Source organism: Micromonospora chokoriensis (assembly GCF_900091505.1).
In the GTDB taxonomy this organism is placed as follows: Bacteria; Actinomycetota; Actinomycetes; order Mycobacteriales; family Micromonosporaceae; genus Micromonospora; species Micromonospora chokoriensis.
Genome location: NZ_LT607409.1, coordinates 4,204,522 through 4,219,352, shown reverse-complemented (window position 1 = coordinate 4,219,352; position 14,831 = coordinate 4,204,522). Strand labels below are relative to the sequence as shown.

Genomic DNA, 14,831 nt, shown 5'->3' with positions numbered 1-14,831 from the left:
GCCCCGCGGCCGGGCCGCCACCGACGGGCCGAACCTCGTGGTCGACGGGTTCGATGTCCACGCCCTCACCCCGGCTCAGGCGTGCGGGCCGACACTCACCGTGCCGATGGTCAACGTGGGCCTGCCTTCCACTATCTCGCCGAGCCGTTCGACCTGCTCGTCCAGCTTCCGCCGCCGCCCGGCGTCCAGCGGTCGCAGCGGCTCGACGGTGACGTGGATCGCCCGGCCCGAGCGGCGTTGGTGCCACACCCCGGCGACCACCCCGTCCACCAGCAGCACCGGGTAGTTACCGGCCTGCCCACGGGCGAGCGCCCGCTCGGCGGCGGCGCCGGGGAAGAGCCGCTCGCGGGGATGGCAGCCGACCGCGTACGCGTCGAAGTACGGCAGCAGCCGCACCCCGGACGGGCGGTCGTCGGGGAACTCGGTGTCGTCGGCGGCCACCCACGCCCGGGCCCCCTCCACCGCCACCTCGGTCAGGTCGAGCGAGTCGAACAGCCACGTCGCCCATGCCGGGGGCACACCCATCCACCGGGCGAACTGTGCCGGAGTGGCCGGACCGTACCCGTACAGGTAGCTGCGGACGAGGGCGGCCAGGGCGGGGCGCCCGGCCATCGGCGCGAAGTCGGGCAGCCACCGGGTCGGGCTGGTGTACGTCGAGGCCCGGCCACGATTCGCGCCGAAGCAGACCACCCCGGCCCGGGTGGCGGCGGCCATCGCGGCGAACCACCGGGGCCACCTGTCCTGGAACGCCTCCATGACCAGGTCACCCGCCCACGGGCCGGTGTGCGGGCGACGATCTCCTCGGTCAACTCGGCGGTGGTCAGGTCGGCGTCGGCAACCGCTTCGGCGATGGCCGCGAGGACCTGCTCGGTCTGCCGGGGCGTCAGCAGGACCACGCTCCGCTCCAGCGGCGGAGCCGGCAACGCGCTCAGCGCGCCGATCCACATCGGCAGGTCCGCGGCGGCGAGCAGGTGCACGGTGCCGCGCGGCCCACGGGTCTTGACCAACGTGCGGTCGCTCCACAGGGCCCGGCGCACCAGGGCGCGGGTCGCGCCCGGCACCCGCAGCCCGATGGACAACTCGGCGGCCGACGCGATCTGGGCGTGCGCGCCGCACATCGCCGACACGACGTCGGCGACCTGTCCCGCGTCCGGTTCCCCGCCCGCCGCCGGTGTGTCGAGCCGGTGCCGGCGAAGACGCCGGGCGGACACCTGCTCCCAGGTCAGCTCGGTCATCGCGGGGCGCCGTCAAGGTCGCTCGGGCACGCGCACCTGACGTCGGCGGCACAGGTCCTCATGCGGCTCACGCTACGACCGACGTCTGTCACTTTCCGCACCCGTGGCCGGTTCGGGTACGTCGACCAGCTGATCGACCAGGGTGCACGCGCGCCCACCGCCCGGCGGCCGTACCCCTCACCCGCCGTAGGCTTGGCGTCGGAGGCGGCATCGATTTTCACCCCGAAACGCCTCGAACAGGACGCGCCAGGGGTTACGGGAGGACAGTCGCGTGACGCACGGTGACGCAGAGCTGGTGGCGCTGGCGCAGGCGGGAGACGCCGCGGCGCTCGGCACGCTGCTGGCCCGGCACGAGGCCGGGATGCGGGCCGTCGCGGTGAGCATCCTCGGTTACGGACCGGACGCCGAGGACGCGGTGCAGGACGCCATGCTGATGGCGTTGCGTCGCATCGGTGACCTGCGCGACCCGTCCGCCGTCGGCCCGTGGTTGCGGGCCATCGTCCGCAACAACAGCCGCACGACGGTACGCGGGCCCCGAGCCGTTCCGGTGGCCGAGCCGGAGTGGTTCGCCCGCCCCGCCGACACACCCACCCCGGAGGAGGCTCTGGACCGGGGCGCGATGCGCGACTGGGTGTGGCACGCCATCGGGCAGTTGTCCGAGCCCGACCGGTTGGTCACCCTGCTGCGGTACTTCAGCGACGCGTCGTCGTACGACCAGATCGCTGCCGTCTGCGGCATCCCGGTCGGCACCGTCCGCAGCCGCCTCAGCCACGCCCGCCGGGCGCTCTCCGACGGGCTACGGACGGCGGCGAACGCGGCACACGCCGACGTCACCGCGTCGAACGCATCGCGGTGGCGGGAGGGTCGCGACATGATCGCCACCGCGATGGACGGCGACTTCGACCGGGTGGTCCGTGACAGTTGGTGGCCGGATGCCGAGCTGGTCGTTCCGGGTGGCCCACGCGTCGGTCGTGACGCCGCCGTCGAGGGCATGAACTGCGACCTGGCGGCCGGGGTACGCCAACGGCTGCGCAACGTCGTGTCCAGCGGCGACGTGCTGCTCTGGGAGACCGACCTGATCAGCCCACCGGACGACCCGGAGCACTGCCCGCCGTCGGCGTTGTGGTTGCAGGTGCTGCGCGAGGGACGGGTGCGCCAGCTCACCCTCTTCCACCCCGTCCCGGCGCGGGAGATCCGTCAGCCGGCGCTGCTCTGAGAAAAACTTTCCCGATCGAGCGAACTTTCCCGTCGCACCACGCATCTGGTGGTGCGTCCTACCTCAGTGCCGTGCCGGCGGACGCCGCACGGATCTCGAATCGGGAGATAGCTCATGGGTTCCACCAGCCACGACGTCGGCAACCTCGCACCGGGTGCCCACACGTTCACCGTCGACGGCGTCCGGCAGGTCTACCACGTCGCCGGCACCGGCCCGGTGTGCGTGGCGCACTCCGGCGGCCCCGGCATCGACTGGGCGTACCTGCGCACGCCCAGCCTCGAAGAACACTTCACCATGGTGTACGTCGAACCGGTGGGCACCGGCGCGTCGGGACGACTCGACGACCCCGCTGACTACCGTCTCGCCACGTATGTCCGGTTCCTCGACGCGGTCGTCGCGCACCTCGGCGTACCCCGGGTGTATCTCCTCGGGCACTCGCACGGCGGCTTCGTCGCCCAGCGCTACGCCCTCGACCACCCGGACCGGGTCGCCGGTCTCGCCCTCTACGACACCTCCCCCGTGACCGGCGCCGAGTTCTGGGCCGAGGCGATGGCCGGGCTGGCCGCGTACCCGCAGCGGCACCCGGACCGGCCGGAGGCGGCGGCGGTCCCGGCTGCCTTCGCGCAGATCGGCGGCGCGACGGACGACGAGTCGTTGAGCGCCGCCCTGCGCGCCGCCGTGCCGGTGTACTTCGCGGACTTCTGGGGTCGACAGGAGGAATTCGCCCCGTTCCAGGCCGCGGTACGGGTCTCGGCGGCGCCGGCGGGCGCGCAGGACCCCACGCCCTTCGACGTGCGGGACACCCTCGGGGAGATCACCGTGCCGGTCGTGGTGATCGTCGGGGAGTACGACTTCATCTGTGGCCCGCGGTGGGCCGAGCAGCTGCACGCGGGCCTCAAGGACTCGCGGCTGGTCCGGCTGGAGCGCAGCGGGCACTTCGCGCACATCGAGCAGCCGGCGGAGTTCACCGAGGCCGTGGTGGAGCTGCTGAAGCGTTGATCCGGTGCGCCGGCGCCCGGCTCGGCCCGCGCCCCGAGGTCGGTTCGTCACAGCGGGCAGGCCTCGGGGCGCTGGCGCGTTACACGGTCTTAGGCTGACCGCCTGCTGAACCCTGACGAGGAGGAGACCGCCGTGAGCCAGACCGAACGGATGGATTCCGTGGACGAGTGGAACGTTGCCGAGGACGACGGGGTCCTGGACGCCTCCGACACGCTTGACGACGACCGGGTCGGCGACCCTCTCGACACCGGCATCGTCGCCGCGGACCACTGGACGGCGGCGAACCGGTTCGGCACGACGCCGGCCGAGGAGCGGGCGGGCGAGTCCCTGGAGCAGCACCTCGCCCAGGAGGTGCCGGACGTCGACCCGTACGCCGAGGACGGTGACGACGAGGACGAGCTGACCCGTCGGGGGTACGAGGCCGAGGCGCGCGCCGGCCGTCTCGTCGCGTACGACGAGGGTGTCCGCGAGGACGACGAGGCCGAGTCGGTGGCGTGGGACGCCGGGATCGACGCGGGCGCCGCCAGCGCCGAGGAGGCCGCGATCCACGTGATCGAGGACCCGGACGGGCCCGGCGACGGCCCGCTGCGCTGACGACCGCCCGACAACGCCGCGCCCACCGTCGGAGGATGGTGGGCGCGGCGGGCGGGTCGCTCAGTGGATGGGAACGGGCGTCCTGACCTGCTCGCCCTGCGGGTCGTCGAGCTGCGCCGGCTGACGTCGGCGCGGCAGGAACAACGCCGGGATGATCGTGAGCACGACCAGCGCGAACGCCACCCAGAACGTGTTGGCGAACGACTGGGCGGCGAAGTCGAGCCCACGCTCGATGAGCGACGGATCGAGCCGCTGTTGCAGCTCCGGCAGCTGCTGGGAGGCGATGGCCAGTGCGGCCTCGGTGGTCTGCGTGCCGTCCGGGGCGGGGATCGGCCGGGAGCCGTTCAGCTCGTTGGTGAGGATCACCGACATCACGGCGGCGCCGACCGACCCGCCGATCTGCTGGAGAATGTTGACCAGCGTCGAGCCGCGCGCCACCTCCTGCGCCTGCAACGTCCGCAGCGCCGACGTCATGATCGGCATCATCGTGCCGCCCATGCCCAGACCCATCACGAACAGCGACCCACCGAGCACCCAGTACGGCGTCTGCGCGTCGACCTGGGTGAAGCCGAAGAACCCGACGACGATGAGCCCCAGCGCGAACGGGACGGTGCGCCCGATCGGCACCCGGTCGGCCAACGTGCCGGCGATCGGCATGGTGATCATCGCGCCGATGCCCTGCGGGGCCATCAGCAGGCCGGCGGCCAGCGTCGACTCACCGCGCACCTGGAGGAAGTAGCTCGGGAACAGCAGCCCGGCGCCCATGAACGCGATGATGAACACGAACATCGTCACCGACGCGATGGTCAGGCTGCGGTTGCGGAACAGTCGCAGGTCGAGCAGCGGGTGCCGGGGCTTGAACGAGTAGAGCACGAACGCCACCACCAGCGCTCCGCCGACCAGCATCGGGGCCCACACCTTGGCGTCGGCGAAGGTGCCGGTTTCCGGCAGGGACGACACGCCGTAGAGGAACAGGGCGAGACCGGGCGAGAGCATGAGCATGCCGACGAAGTCGAACGACTCCGACGGTTCGGGGGCGTCCTTCGGGAGCGCCAGCTGCGCGTAGATCAGCCCGACGACACCGATCGGCAGGTTGATCAGGAAGATCCAGTGCCAGCTCGCGGTGTCGATCAGCCAGCCACCGAGGATCGGGCCGCCGATCGGGCCGAGCAGCATCGGGATGCCGAGGACGGCCATCAGCCGGCCGATCCGGTGGGGGCCGGCCGCCCGGGTCATGATGGTCATGCCCAACGGCATGAGCATGCCGCCACCGAGGCCCTGCAGCACCCGGTAGCCGATCAGCTCGCCGATCGTGTCGGCCGTGGCACAGAGCCCCGACCCGATGGTGAACAGCGCCAACGCCACCATGTAGAGGCGCTTGGTGCCGAACCGGTCCGCCGCCCACCCGCTGAGCGGGATCACGGTGGCCAGGGCGAGGGTGTACGCGGTCATCGTCCACGCCACCCGGGCGTAGGACGCGTCGAACTCGCTCTGGAACTTGGGCAGCGCCACGCTGACCACCGTCACGTCGAGGATCGACATGATCGCGCCAAGAACGACGACACCCGCCACCTTGAGCACCGCGGCGTCGAGTTTGTCCGATGTCGCGACGGATTGCTGTGTCACAAACTCTCCTGAAGTCGATTGAGCCGGCCGATGGTGGGCGGTGGCGGCGATGCCGCGCCGACCAGGCGCGAAGCGCGTCGTACCAGGACGACGACGCGCGGAGGAAGACTAACCGGAGGATGTGACGATTGGCCGCCGCTTTTCGTGACGGCCGGGCCTCGCGTCCGAACGGCCGTCGGATGCGGACCGGACGGTCGGCCCCAGCCAGGGACCACGAAACCCTGGACAAGGCGCACCTGGTTGGGGTTCCGGGCCGGTGCGACGGTCGGTGCATGACACCTTCCACGTACACCGTCACCGGCCACTGGATCGGTGGCGAGACCGTCGCCGGCACGGCCGGCACCATTCCCGTCGTGAACCCGGCGACCGGCGAGGTCGTCGCCGAGACCCCGGCCGGCACCGCCGCCGACGTCGATCGCGCCGTCGCCGCGGCCCGGGCGGCCTTCCCGGCCTGGGCGGCGACCACGCCGCAGCACCGGGCGGACGTGCTGCGTCGCCTCGGCGCCGGCCTCGGCGCCCGACAGGAGGAGATCGCCCAGGCGATCACCGCCGAGATGGGCTCGCCGATCGGCATGTCCCGCACCGCCCAGGTCGCCTTTCCGGCGGCGGTGGTCGAAGCCGTCGCCGGCCTGGCCGACGGCTTCGCCTGGACCGAGGAGATCGGCAACTCGCTGATCGTGCGCGAGCCGATCGGCGTCGTCGGCGCGATCACCCCCTGGAACTTCCCGTTGCAGCAGATCGTCTCCAAGCTGGCGCCGGCGCTGCTCGCGGGCGACACGATGGTCTTCAAGCCCTCCGAGAACGCCCCGCTGACCGCGCGGATCCTCGCCGAGGTCGCTGCCGACGCGGGCGTGCCGGCCGGCGTGTTCAACGTGGTGTACGGCACCGGGGCGGTCGTCGGCGAGGCGATCTCCGCCCACCCGGACATCGACATGGTCTCCTTCACCGGCTCCACCCGCGCCGGAAAGCGCATCGGCGCGGTGGCCGCGGAGACCGTCAAGCGGGTCGCGCTGGAACTGGGCGGCAAGGGCGCGAACATCATCCTGGACGACGCGGACCTGCCCGAGGCGGTCAACCGAGGGCTGATGATGGCGTTCTCCAACGGTGGTCAGGTGTGCGGCGCGTGGCCGCGGATGCTGGTGCCGGCCTCCCGGCAGGACGAGGTGGTCGCGCTGGCCGTCGAGGCGGCGAAGCAGTACACAGTGGGCGACCCGACCGACGAGGCCACCCGGATCGGCCCGATGGCGTCCGAGGCCCACCGGGAGAAGGTCGTGGGGTACATCGAGCGGGGCATCGCCGACGGCGCCCGGCTCGTGGCCGGCGGCCCGGACCGGCCCGAGGGTCTGCCGACCGGCGCGTACGTCCAGCCGACGATCTTCGCCGACGTCGACCCGACAGCACCCATCGCCCAGGAGGAGATCTTCGGCCCGGTGCTGACGATCATCCCGTACGCCGACGAGGACGAGGCCGTGGCGATCGCCAACAGCACGTCGTACGGCCTGACCAGCGGTGTCTTCGGCGAGCCGGAGCACGCACTGGCGGTCGCCCGACGGCTGCGCGTGGGGCAGGTCGACGTGAACGCCGGCCACTGGAACCCCCTGGCCCCCTTCGGCGGCTACAAGCAGTCCGGCAACGGTCGGGAGTTCGGCCGCTTCGGCCTGGAGGAGTTCCTGGAGACCAAGTCCATCCAACGCTAACCGCGCCACCAGCCCCCGCCCCCACCCCCTGCCCAGTCGATCATGGAGTTGTGGTGCCTGACTAGCACCCATTTCAGACACTTTGTCGACCACCACAACTCCATGATCGACAGGGCTAGGGGCGGGGGTGGGGGGTGGGGGCGGGGGTGGGGGGTGGGAGGCGGGGGTGGGGGGCGGCGGGGCGGTTCTGGAACACCGTTACCTGGTTTGACTGTTGCACTCGACGTGCCGGCCACCGTCGGCGACCACCGAACGGAGACACCGTGGACCGCGCCCAACTCGCGAGTTTCCTGCGCAGCCGCCGCGAGGCGCTGCAACCCGAGGACGTCGGGCTGCCCCGGGGTCGACGCCGGCGCACCGGTGGGCTGCGACGCGAGGAAGTGGCCGCGTTGAGTGGTATGTCCACGGACTACTACAGCCGGATGGAGCAGCAGCGCGGGCCGCGCCCCTCCGAGCAGATGCTCGCCGCGCTGGCCCGTGGCCTGCGGCTCTCGCTGGCCGAACGGGACCACCTGTTCCGGCTGGCCGGGCACGCCGTTCCGCACCGCGCCGTACGGGCCGACCACGTCAACCCGGGCATGATGCGGATCCTCGACCGGATGCACGACACCCCGGCCCAGGTGGTGAACCACCTCGGCGAGACTCTGGCGCAGACCGCCCCGGCCGTCGCCCTGCTCGGTGACGAGACCCGGTACACCGGGCTGGCCCGCAGCGCCCATCACCGTTGGTTCACCGACCCGGCGGTCCGGCAGCTGCACCCGGTCGAGGACCACCACACGCGGAGCCGCCTGCTCGTGGGGCACCTGCACGCGTCGTACACCCGGGATGGGCGCGGCTCGCGGGCCGCGACGCTCGTCGACGACCTGCTGGCCAGGAGCCCGGAGTTCGCGCAGCTGTGGCGCGAGCATCCGGTGCCGGCCGGCTACTGCCCGGCGAAGCACTTCCTGCACCCGGAGGTCGGTGCGCTGGAGTTGCACTGCCAGACGCTCGTCGACCCGGACCAGTCCCAGACGCTGCTGGTCTTCACCGCCGTTCCCGGCTCGTCGAGCGACGAGAAGCTGCGGCTGCTCTCCGTCATCGGCGCCCAGCGGGTCTGAAGGGCCCAGCGGGTCTGATCCCGGGAGGCGGGCCGAGGTAGCGGGCCGGGCTGACGCCCAGGTACCGCCGGAAGTGGCGGGTCAGGTGCGCCTGGTCGAAGAAGCCGGCCTGCGGCCGGTCCAGGATCAGCGCGAGTCGACCCTCGGCCTCGAACTCGTCCCCCGGGCGCGGCCAGCGCCCGGTGCAGGAGGTGGCTCCGGTCGCGCACCCGGGGGTCGACGATGCCTGGCTGGTCGACCGCCCGGCCGGTCAGCTCCGCGTCGAGAGCCGAGGTGTCGAGGTAGAGAACCCGTTTGCGGAAGCCGTCGGCGGTGACGGCGCGACCGTCGTGCGGCGTACAAGACCAATCGGCGGTACGCGGGCAGGCTCGCGCGCGCTCGCCCGTGGGCTGAGTCTGTCCATCTTCACCGCCGAGCTGTTCGCCACCGGCAGCGACCGCGACAACCGTGCCGCCGTGCCGGCGGTCGGTCGGGAGAAACTCGACCTGGTGGGCCTGGCGCTGCACGCGCCCCGCACCGTGGTGGACACGGTGCTCAAGGGCACGACCATGCACCCCTGAGGCGACGGCTCGCGGGATCGTGCACCGGTTGTTCAGCCCCCGTTCCGGTCCGGGTTCCACTGTGGTGAGCGGCGGCCGTTTGCATCGGCCCGGCGGCAACAGCCGTCGACTCGATGCTGGAGGCAATGTGCGTACCACTTCCCGAAGGGCCCGGGCCGTCGCGTCCGCCGCGGCGGCGATCTCGCTGCTCGCGGCGGCGCCGGCGCTCGGCGCGCCGGCGCACCCGACCCCGGGGCACCCGGGTGCGGGCGCGAGCTGCGCGCCGGACGCGTCGCTGCTCGGTTTCTCCGACGCTCTCGACAAGACCACCGTCCGGGGCACTCCGGTGGCCGGCCTGTCCGCGTTGTCGTTCGCCCGCCCCGGGCGTGCCCTCGCGCTGGTGGACAACATCGGCACCACTCCGGCCCGCGTCTACGAGCTGGGTCTGGACACCGGACGGCGTGGCGTGGACGTCGGTGTCCGGGACGTCACAGTGCTCACCCGACCCGACGGCACGCCGTACACCGGGGCCGACTTCGACGGCGAAGGGCTCGTCGCCGAGCGCGGCGGGGACACCGTCCTGGCCAGCTCGGAGCGGGAGCCGTCGATCCGCCGGTTCCGGCTCTCCGACGGCCGGGAGATCGGCTCGCTGCCGGTGCCGGCCCGCTTCCAGGTCGCCCCGGCCGGCGAGGCCGCCGCCAACCAGACCTTCGAGGCGCTGACCGCCACCGGGGATCACCGGGTGCTCTACGCCGGGATGGAGGGCCCGCTCGCGGCGGACGGCCGCGACGCCGAGGGCCGCGGCCGGCAGCGGATCATCCGGTACGACGGCCGCGAGGGCGGCGCGTACGCCCCGACAGCCCAGTACGCCTACCGGACCGACCCGAACCTCGGCCTGGTCGAGCTGATCGCGCTCGGCGACGACCACCTGCTCTCGGTGGAGCGGGGCTTCACGACCGGGGTGGGCAACACCGTCCGGGTGTACCGGGTCTCGGCGACCGGCGCGCCCGACGTGTCCAGCGTCGCGTCCCTGTCGACGGCGACCGACCCACGCTCCTGGCTGGGTAAGGAGCTGCTGGTCGACATCGCCGACTGCCCGCCGTCCGGCGCGACCACGAAGCAGCCGCAGCCCAACCCGTTGCTGGACAACATCGAGGGCGCCACGCTCGGTCGTGACCTGCCGGGCGGTCGCCGCGAGCTGTACCTGATCAGCGACGACAACGGCAGCGCCACCCAGACCACCCGGGTGTACGCGCTGTCGGTGAGGCTGCGTCCCGAGGTGACGCTGCGGGACCGGGCGCTGCTGTCGGCGACCGCGTACCAGCCGGGCCCGGTCTCCGGCACCCAGCTCGCCACGACCCCGGTCAACGGGATCACCGCGCCCTTCCCCGGCCAGCCCATTCCCGGCTTCTCCGCGGTGATCCCGGCCCAGCCGGGTGACAGGTCCGGCCGGCGGCTGCTCGCCATGCCGGACAACGGGTTCGGGGCGAAGACCAACTCGGCCGACTTCCTGCTGCGGGCGTACGAGATCGAACCGAACTACCAGCGGCACGGCGTGACGGTCCGGGGGCACATCAGTGTCCGCGACCCCGACCGCAGGGTGCCGTTCCCGATCGTCAACGGCGACACCCCGGAGCGTCTGCTGACCGGCGCGGACTTCGACATCGAGTCGCTGGCCCGCGACGCGCGCGGCGACCTGTGGATCGGCGACGAGTTCGGCCCGTACCTGGTGCGCACCGACCGGACCGGAAAGGTGCTGCAGGCGCCGATCCCGCTGCCGGACGGCATCAGGTCTCCGCAGTCGCCGGATCTCGCCGCGGGTGAGACGCCGACCCTGCGCGCCAGCAACGGTTTCGAGGCGATGGCGACCAGCGCGGACGGCTGGACGCTCTACCCGATCCTGGAGGGCGCCCGGGTCGACGACGCGGACCAGCGCCGTCGGGTGGTCTACGAGTTCGACGTGCGGCGCAACCGGTACACCGGCCGCACCTGGTCGTTCCGGGTGGACGACCCGTCCCTGCTGGTCGGGGACGCGGCGGTGCTCGACGGTCACCGGCTGCTGCTGATCGAGCGGGACAACGGCATGGGCCGGCAGTCGGTGGTCAAGCGTCTGGTGGTGACCGATCTGGACGAGGTGGGCGCGGACGGCTACCTGCCGCGGCGCACTGTGGTCGACCTGATGCGCGTGGCCGACCCGAAGGGTGTCTCCACCCCGGCCCGCCCGGGCGAGTACGGCGTCGGCCCGCTCTTCTCGTTCCCGTTGCAGTCGGTCGAGTCGGTGCTGCCGCTCGGCGGTGACCGGGTGTTGGTGGCCAACGACAACAACTTCCCGGGCAACGACGGGCGCATCCCGGGCCGTCCGGACGACACGGAGCTGATCGTGATCGACGTGCCTGGCCTGCGCTGACACCCCTGTTCCGAACGACCCCCGGCGCGCTCGCGCCGGGGGTCGTTCGCGGCGCCGCGGCGCCGACCCGTGGCGGTGCTCAGCCGTCGGCTCCCAGGGCCACCACCGGGCTGACCCGCGAGGCCCGGCGGGCCGGCAGCACCCCGGCCGACGCGGTCAGCCCGACCAGTGCCACGAAGAGCCCGACCAGCGGCAGCACCGGCACCGTCAGCGGCGCGTTGATCCCGAGGGTCTGGATCGCCAACCAGCCGTACGGGACACCGATCAGCAGGCCGATGGTCGCGCCGATCACCCCGTAGAGGCCGGACTCGACGGTCAGCATGGTGCGCAGGCCGGTCCGGGACAGGCCGATCGCCCGAAGCAACCCGGACTCGCGGATGCGCTCCACCACCGACAGCGCGGTCGTGGAACCCACGCCGACGACAGCGATCAGCACTGTCAGCCCGACCAGACCGAGACCGATCCAGATCAGTGTCCGGACCAGGGCGTCGGTGCGGTCCCGTTCGTCGGCGAGCACCGCGAGGCCCACCCCGTCGGCGTCCCCGATCGCCTGCCGCAGCGCCCGCACACCGGCGGTGCGGCCGTCCTCGCCGGCAACTGCCGCGTCGGCCAGCAGACCGGTGTACGCCGTCGGCGCGCCGAGCCGGTCGAGGTCACCCCGGTCGGCCAGGATGCCGGCGTGCAGCGGGCCGTCACCGGGCAGCACCGCCGCCACCCGCACGTCGACGGTGCGCCCGACGCGGGCGAGCGTGACGGTGTCTCCGGCCCGCAGACCCGCGTCCCGGGCGACCCAGCTGTTGACCACGATCCGCCCCGGGCCACGATCGGCCAACGAACCCTGGGCCACGTCCAGTTTCCCGGTATTCGGCAATGCCGCCAGATCCAGGTCGTTGGTCGGGTAGCCGGACTCGACGTTGCCGATCTTGTTCGCGCCGCGCAGCAGCGTCACGTCGTCGAGCCGTCGGTACGGCACGACCCGGACCAGCGCCGCGCGCTCCGCCTCGGCCCGGGTAACGACACCCGCCGGCAGGGTCCCCTCGGTGCTGGTGACCTCGAAGTCGGTCGGCGCGGACAATGCCATCTCACGGTCGGTGAGCACCTGGAGCGACGCACCGCCGATGACCACCCCGGAGATCAGGGTCACGCCGAGCGCGACCACCACGGAGACCGCTGCCGCCCGGCGCGGCGCCCCGCCGATCCCGCCGACAGCCATCCGCCCGAGTGGTCCGAGCTGACGCAACGGCCAACCCACCACTGCCAGCACCGGCCGCACCAGCAGCGGCCCGAGCGCCACCAGCGCGAAGAACGCCATCCCGCCCGACGCGACCAGCATCAGCAGCGGAAGCGTCGGGTCGTAGTTCGACTGCTCCGGCTTCGGCAGCTGACTGAACGTCCCCACCGCGGCCAGCACCGCGCCGACGGCCAGGAGCAGCCCGGACACCAGGCGCTGCACCCCGATGCCCCGTCGTCCCGCCGTGGTGCTCGCCGCGCGCAGCGCCTCCAGCGGAGAGACCCGGGCTGCCGAGAACGCCGGCGCCAGGACGGCCAGCACGGTGACCACGATGGCGCCGAGCACCACCGACACCGCCGTCGTCACCGGCAGGCCCGGCGAGGAGACCGCCATGCCGGACGCACGCAGGATCGCCGGCAACGCGTACCCGAGGGCGCTGGCGCCGCCGACCCCGACGACGCCGGCGGCCAGCCCGGTCAGGGCCCCCTCGGCGGTCAACGCCCCGACCAGGGTGCCCCGGTTCGCGCCGACGGCCCGCAGCAACGCGAGTTGCCGCATCCGCTGGGCGAAGACGATGCGGAAGGTCGAGGTGACCACCAGCGCCGCAGCGACGACAGCGATCGAGACGAAGACGCCGACCAGGATGAAGAGCTTCCCGACCTCTTCGGCCGCCGCGTCGGCCTCCGCCTGGCGTACCTCCGCGCCGGTCCGGATCGGCTGGTCGCCCGCCGCAGCCGTCACCCGTTGCCGGACGGCATCCGCCGAGACGCCGGGGACCACGCGCACGTCGACCCGCTCCACAGCCGTCAGGCGCGCCCAGCCGATCACGGCGCTCTCCGGGGCGTACGCGTCGTAGCCGGCGTCGACAGCGGTGTCGACGATGCCGGTCACCGTGAGCCGGGCGGGCGCTGTGAGTTCACCGCCGGTGCCGGTGGTCGTGGTGCCGACCGAGAGTCCGAGCCGCTCGGCGGTCCTCGGCGTGACGGCGATCTCGCCGGGCTGGTCCGGGTAGCGCCCCTCGATCACCCGGACCGTGCTCAGCGGACCGGTGCCCGGGTCCGCCGACAGGTTGAGGTAGCCCTCGCCGACCGAGATGCCGGTCGACACCCGGGCCACCGCCTCGGCAACGCCGGGCACCGCCCGGATCTGCTGCACGTCCTTCACAGTGGGTGGCGGCACGTCGGTGCTGCCGATCACCAGGTCGGTGGCGGCCGGGGTGCCGCTGAGGTTGTCCCGCACGGTGCGTTCGGTGATCTGCTGCACCAGCACGGTGCCGAAGACGACGAACGACGCGACCAGGATCGCGAGGCCGGTCAGGATCAGCCGGCCGGGCCGCCGCGCCGCGGCGCTCGTCTGGGTACGCAACACCGTCGCCCTCATGCGCGGGCCGCCAGATCACGAAGCGCGTCGGTGACCGACACCTGGTCCGGCTTGTCGATCTCCCCGGCGATCCGCCCGTCGGCGAGCAGCACCACCCGGTCGGCGTACGCGGCGGCGATCGGATCGTGGGTCACCATGACGACGGTCTGACCGAGGTCGCGTACCGAGTCGCGCAGGATGCTGAGCACCTCCGCGCCGGAGCGGGAGTCGAGGTTGCCGGTCGGCTCGTCGGCGAAGACCACCTCGGGCCGCGCCACCAGGGCCCGGGCCAGCGCGACCCGCTGCTGCTGGCCGCCGGACAGCTCGCTGGGCCGGTGACCCAACCGTTGCGCGAGCCCCAACTCGTCGACCAGGCGGGCCAGCAGGTCGGCGTCGGGCTTGCGGCCGCCGAGGTCCAGCGGCAGTGTGATGTTCTGCGCGGCGGTGAGCTGCGGCAGCAGGTTGAAGGACTGGAAGACGAACCCGATCCGCTCCCGCCGTACCCGGGTCAGCGTCCGGTCCGACTGACCGGTCAGCTCGGTGCCGCCGAGCAGGACACGTCCCGAGGTGGCGGTGTCGAGACCGGCGAGGCAGTGCATCAGTGTCGACTTGCCGGACCCGGACGAACCCATGATCGCGGTGAACTCGGCGCGGCCGAAGCCGACCGACACGCCGTCCAGGGCACGGACGGCGGTGTCGCCGCTGCCGTACACCTTCACCAAGTCGACCGCGGTGACCGCGGCGTGGCTGGTCTCCGGCGGGGCGTGGGTCGTCATTGTTCCTCCAGTGGCTGCGATGTGACAGCGGCAAGCCTCGCCGTCGTCGGCGGGT

Annotated in this window: 11 protein-coding genes and 1 pseudogene; 7 read left to right on the top strand and 5 right to left on the bottom strand. The window is 72.7% G+C overall.

The features are described 5' to 3' along the window. Positions 1–75: 75 nt before the first annotated feature. Positions 76–756: a DNA glycosylase AlkZ-like family protein gene (locus GA0070612_RS19430; protein WP_231924259.1), complete on the bottom strand. Its 681-nt coding sequence runs from the start codon at positions 754–756 to the stop codon at positions 76–78. A gap of 113 nt (positions 757–869) precedes the next feature. After that, positions 870–1,118: pseudogene (locus tag GA0070612_RS32830) on the bottom strand (DNA glycosylase AlkZ-like family protein); the annotation flags it as partial. Between the two features lie 388 nt (positions 1,119–1,506). Between GA0070612_RS32830 and GA0070612_RS19425 the strand changes: the two are divergent. The 3 genes from GA0070612_RS19425 (at position 1,507) to GA0070612_RS19415 (ending at position 4,044) form a co-directional block, all read left to right on the top strand. Next, complete coding sequence (locus GA0070612_RS19425) at positions 1,507–2,451, top strand: RNA polymerase sigma factor (RefSeq protein WP_088989205.1); 945 nt, start codon at positions 1,507–1,509, stop codon at positions 2,449–2,451. A gap of 114 nt (positions 2,452–2,565) precedes the next feature. Further along, on the top strand, positions 2,566–3,450 hold the full coding sequence (locus GA0070612_RS19420; RefSeq protein WP_088989204.1) for an alpha/beta fold hydrolase: 885 nt from the start codon (positions 2,566–2,568) through the stop codon (positions 3,448–3,450). A 132-nt stretch (positions 3,451–3,582) separates the two neighbouring features. Then, a complete protein-coding gene (locus tag GA0070612_RS19415; RefSeq protein ID WP_088989203.1) occupies positions 3,583–4,044 on the top strand; it encodes a DUF5709 domain-containing protein in 462 nt (153 codons plus the stop codon). Positions 4,045–4,104: 60 nt separating this feature from the next. Here GA0070612_RS19415 and GA0070612_RS19410 read toward each other — a convergent pair whose 3' ends face one another. Then, on the bottom strand, positions 4,105–5,670 hold the full coding sequence (locus GA0070612_RS19410; protein WP_088989202.1) for a DHA2 family efflux MFS transporter permease subunit: 1,566 nt from the start codon (positions 5,668–5,670) through the stop codon (positions 4,105–4,107). 272 nt (positions 5,671–5,942) lie between these two features. On the opposite strand from GA0070612_RS19410, the gene GA0070612_RS19405 reads away from it, so the two are divergent. From GA0070612_RS19405 to GA0070612_RS19390, 4 genes are all read left to right on the top strand, one after another. Further along, the gene (locus tag GA0070612_RS19405) at positions 5,943–7,367 is read left to right on the top strand and encodes an aldehyde dehydrogenase family protein (RefSeq protein WP_088989201.1); all 1,425 of its coding nucleotides are present in this window, start codon (positions 5,943–5,945) and stop codon (positions 7,365–7,367) included. Positions 7,368–7,630: 263 nt separating this feature from the next. Then, positions 7,631–8,464: a helix-turn-helix transcriptional regulator gene (locus GA0070612_RS19400; protein WP_088989200.1), complete on the top strand. Its 834-nt coding sequence runs from the start codon at positions 7,631–7,633 to the stop codon at positions 8,462–8,464. Positions 8,465–8,655: 191 nt separating this feature from the next. Continuing rightward, positions 8,656–9,024 carry a DUF2000 family protein gene (locus GA0070612_RS19395; protein WP_231924258.1) on the top strand — a complete coding sequence of 123 codons (369 nt, stop codon included), beginning with the start codon at positions 8,656–8,658 and terminating at the stop codon, positions 9,022–9,024. Between the two features lie 127 nt (positions 9,025–9,151). Further along, positions 9,152–11,410 (top strand): esterase-like activity of phytase family protein, encoded by a 2,259-nt coding sequence (locus GA0070612_RS19390; protein ID WP_088989199.1) that lies wholly within the window; start codon positions 9,152–9,154, stop codon positions 11,408–11,410. Positions 11,411–11,489: 79 nt separating this feature from the next. Here GA0070612_RS19390 and GA0070612_RS19385 read toward each other — a convergent pair whose 3' ends face one another. Continuing rightward, entirely contained in the window at positions 11,490–14,021 is a 2,532-nt protein-coding gene (locus GA0070612_RS19385; RefSeq protein ID WP_088989198.1) for an FtsX-like permease family protein, read from the bottom strand. After that, the gene (locus GA0070612_RS19380; RefSeq protein ID WP_088989197.1) at positions 14,018–14,776 is read right to left on the bottom strand and encodes an ABC transporter ATP-binding protein; all 759 of its coding nucleotides are present in this window, start codon (positions 14,774–14,776) and stop codon (positions 14,018–14,020) included. Before GA0070612_RS19380 ends, GA0070612_RS19385 begins: the two co-directional genes overlap by 4 nt. Positions 14,777–14,831 lie beyond the last annotated feature (55 nt).

Excerpts from the sequence above, each read along its gene's own strand:
- GA0070612_RS19420 (WP_088989204.1), top strand. The coding sequence starts at position 2,566 with ATGGGTTCCACCAGCCACGACGTCGGCAACCTCGCACCGGGTGCCCAC.
- GA0070612_RS19380 (WP_088989197.1), bottom strand. The coding sequence starts at position 14,776 with ATGACGACCCACGCCCCGCCGGAGACCAGCCACGCCGCGGTCACCGCG.
- GA0070612_RS19385 (WP_088989198.1), bottom strand. The coding sequence starts at position 14,021 with ATGAGGGCGACGGTGTTGCGTACCCAGACGAGCGCCGCGGCGCGGCGG.
- GA0070612_RS19405 (WP_088989201.1), top strand. The coding sequence starts at position 5,943 with ATGACACCTTCCACGTACACCGTCACCGGCCACTGGATCGGTGGCGAG.
- GA0070612_RS19430 (WP_231924259.1), bottom strand. The coding sequence starts at position 756 with ATGGAGGCGTTCCAGGACAGGTGGCCCCGGTGGTTCGCCGCGATGGCC.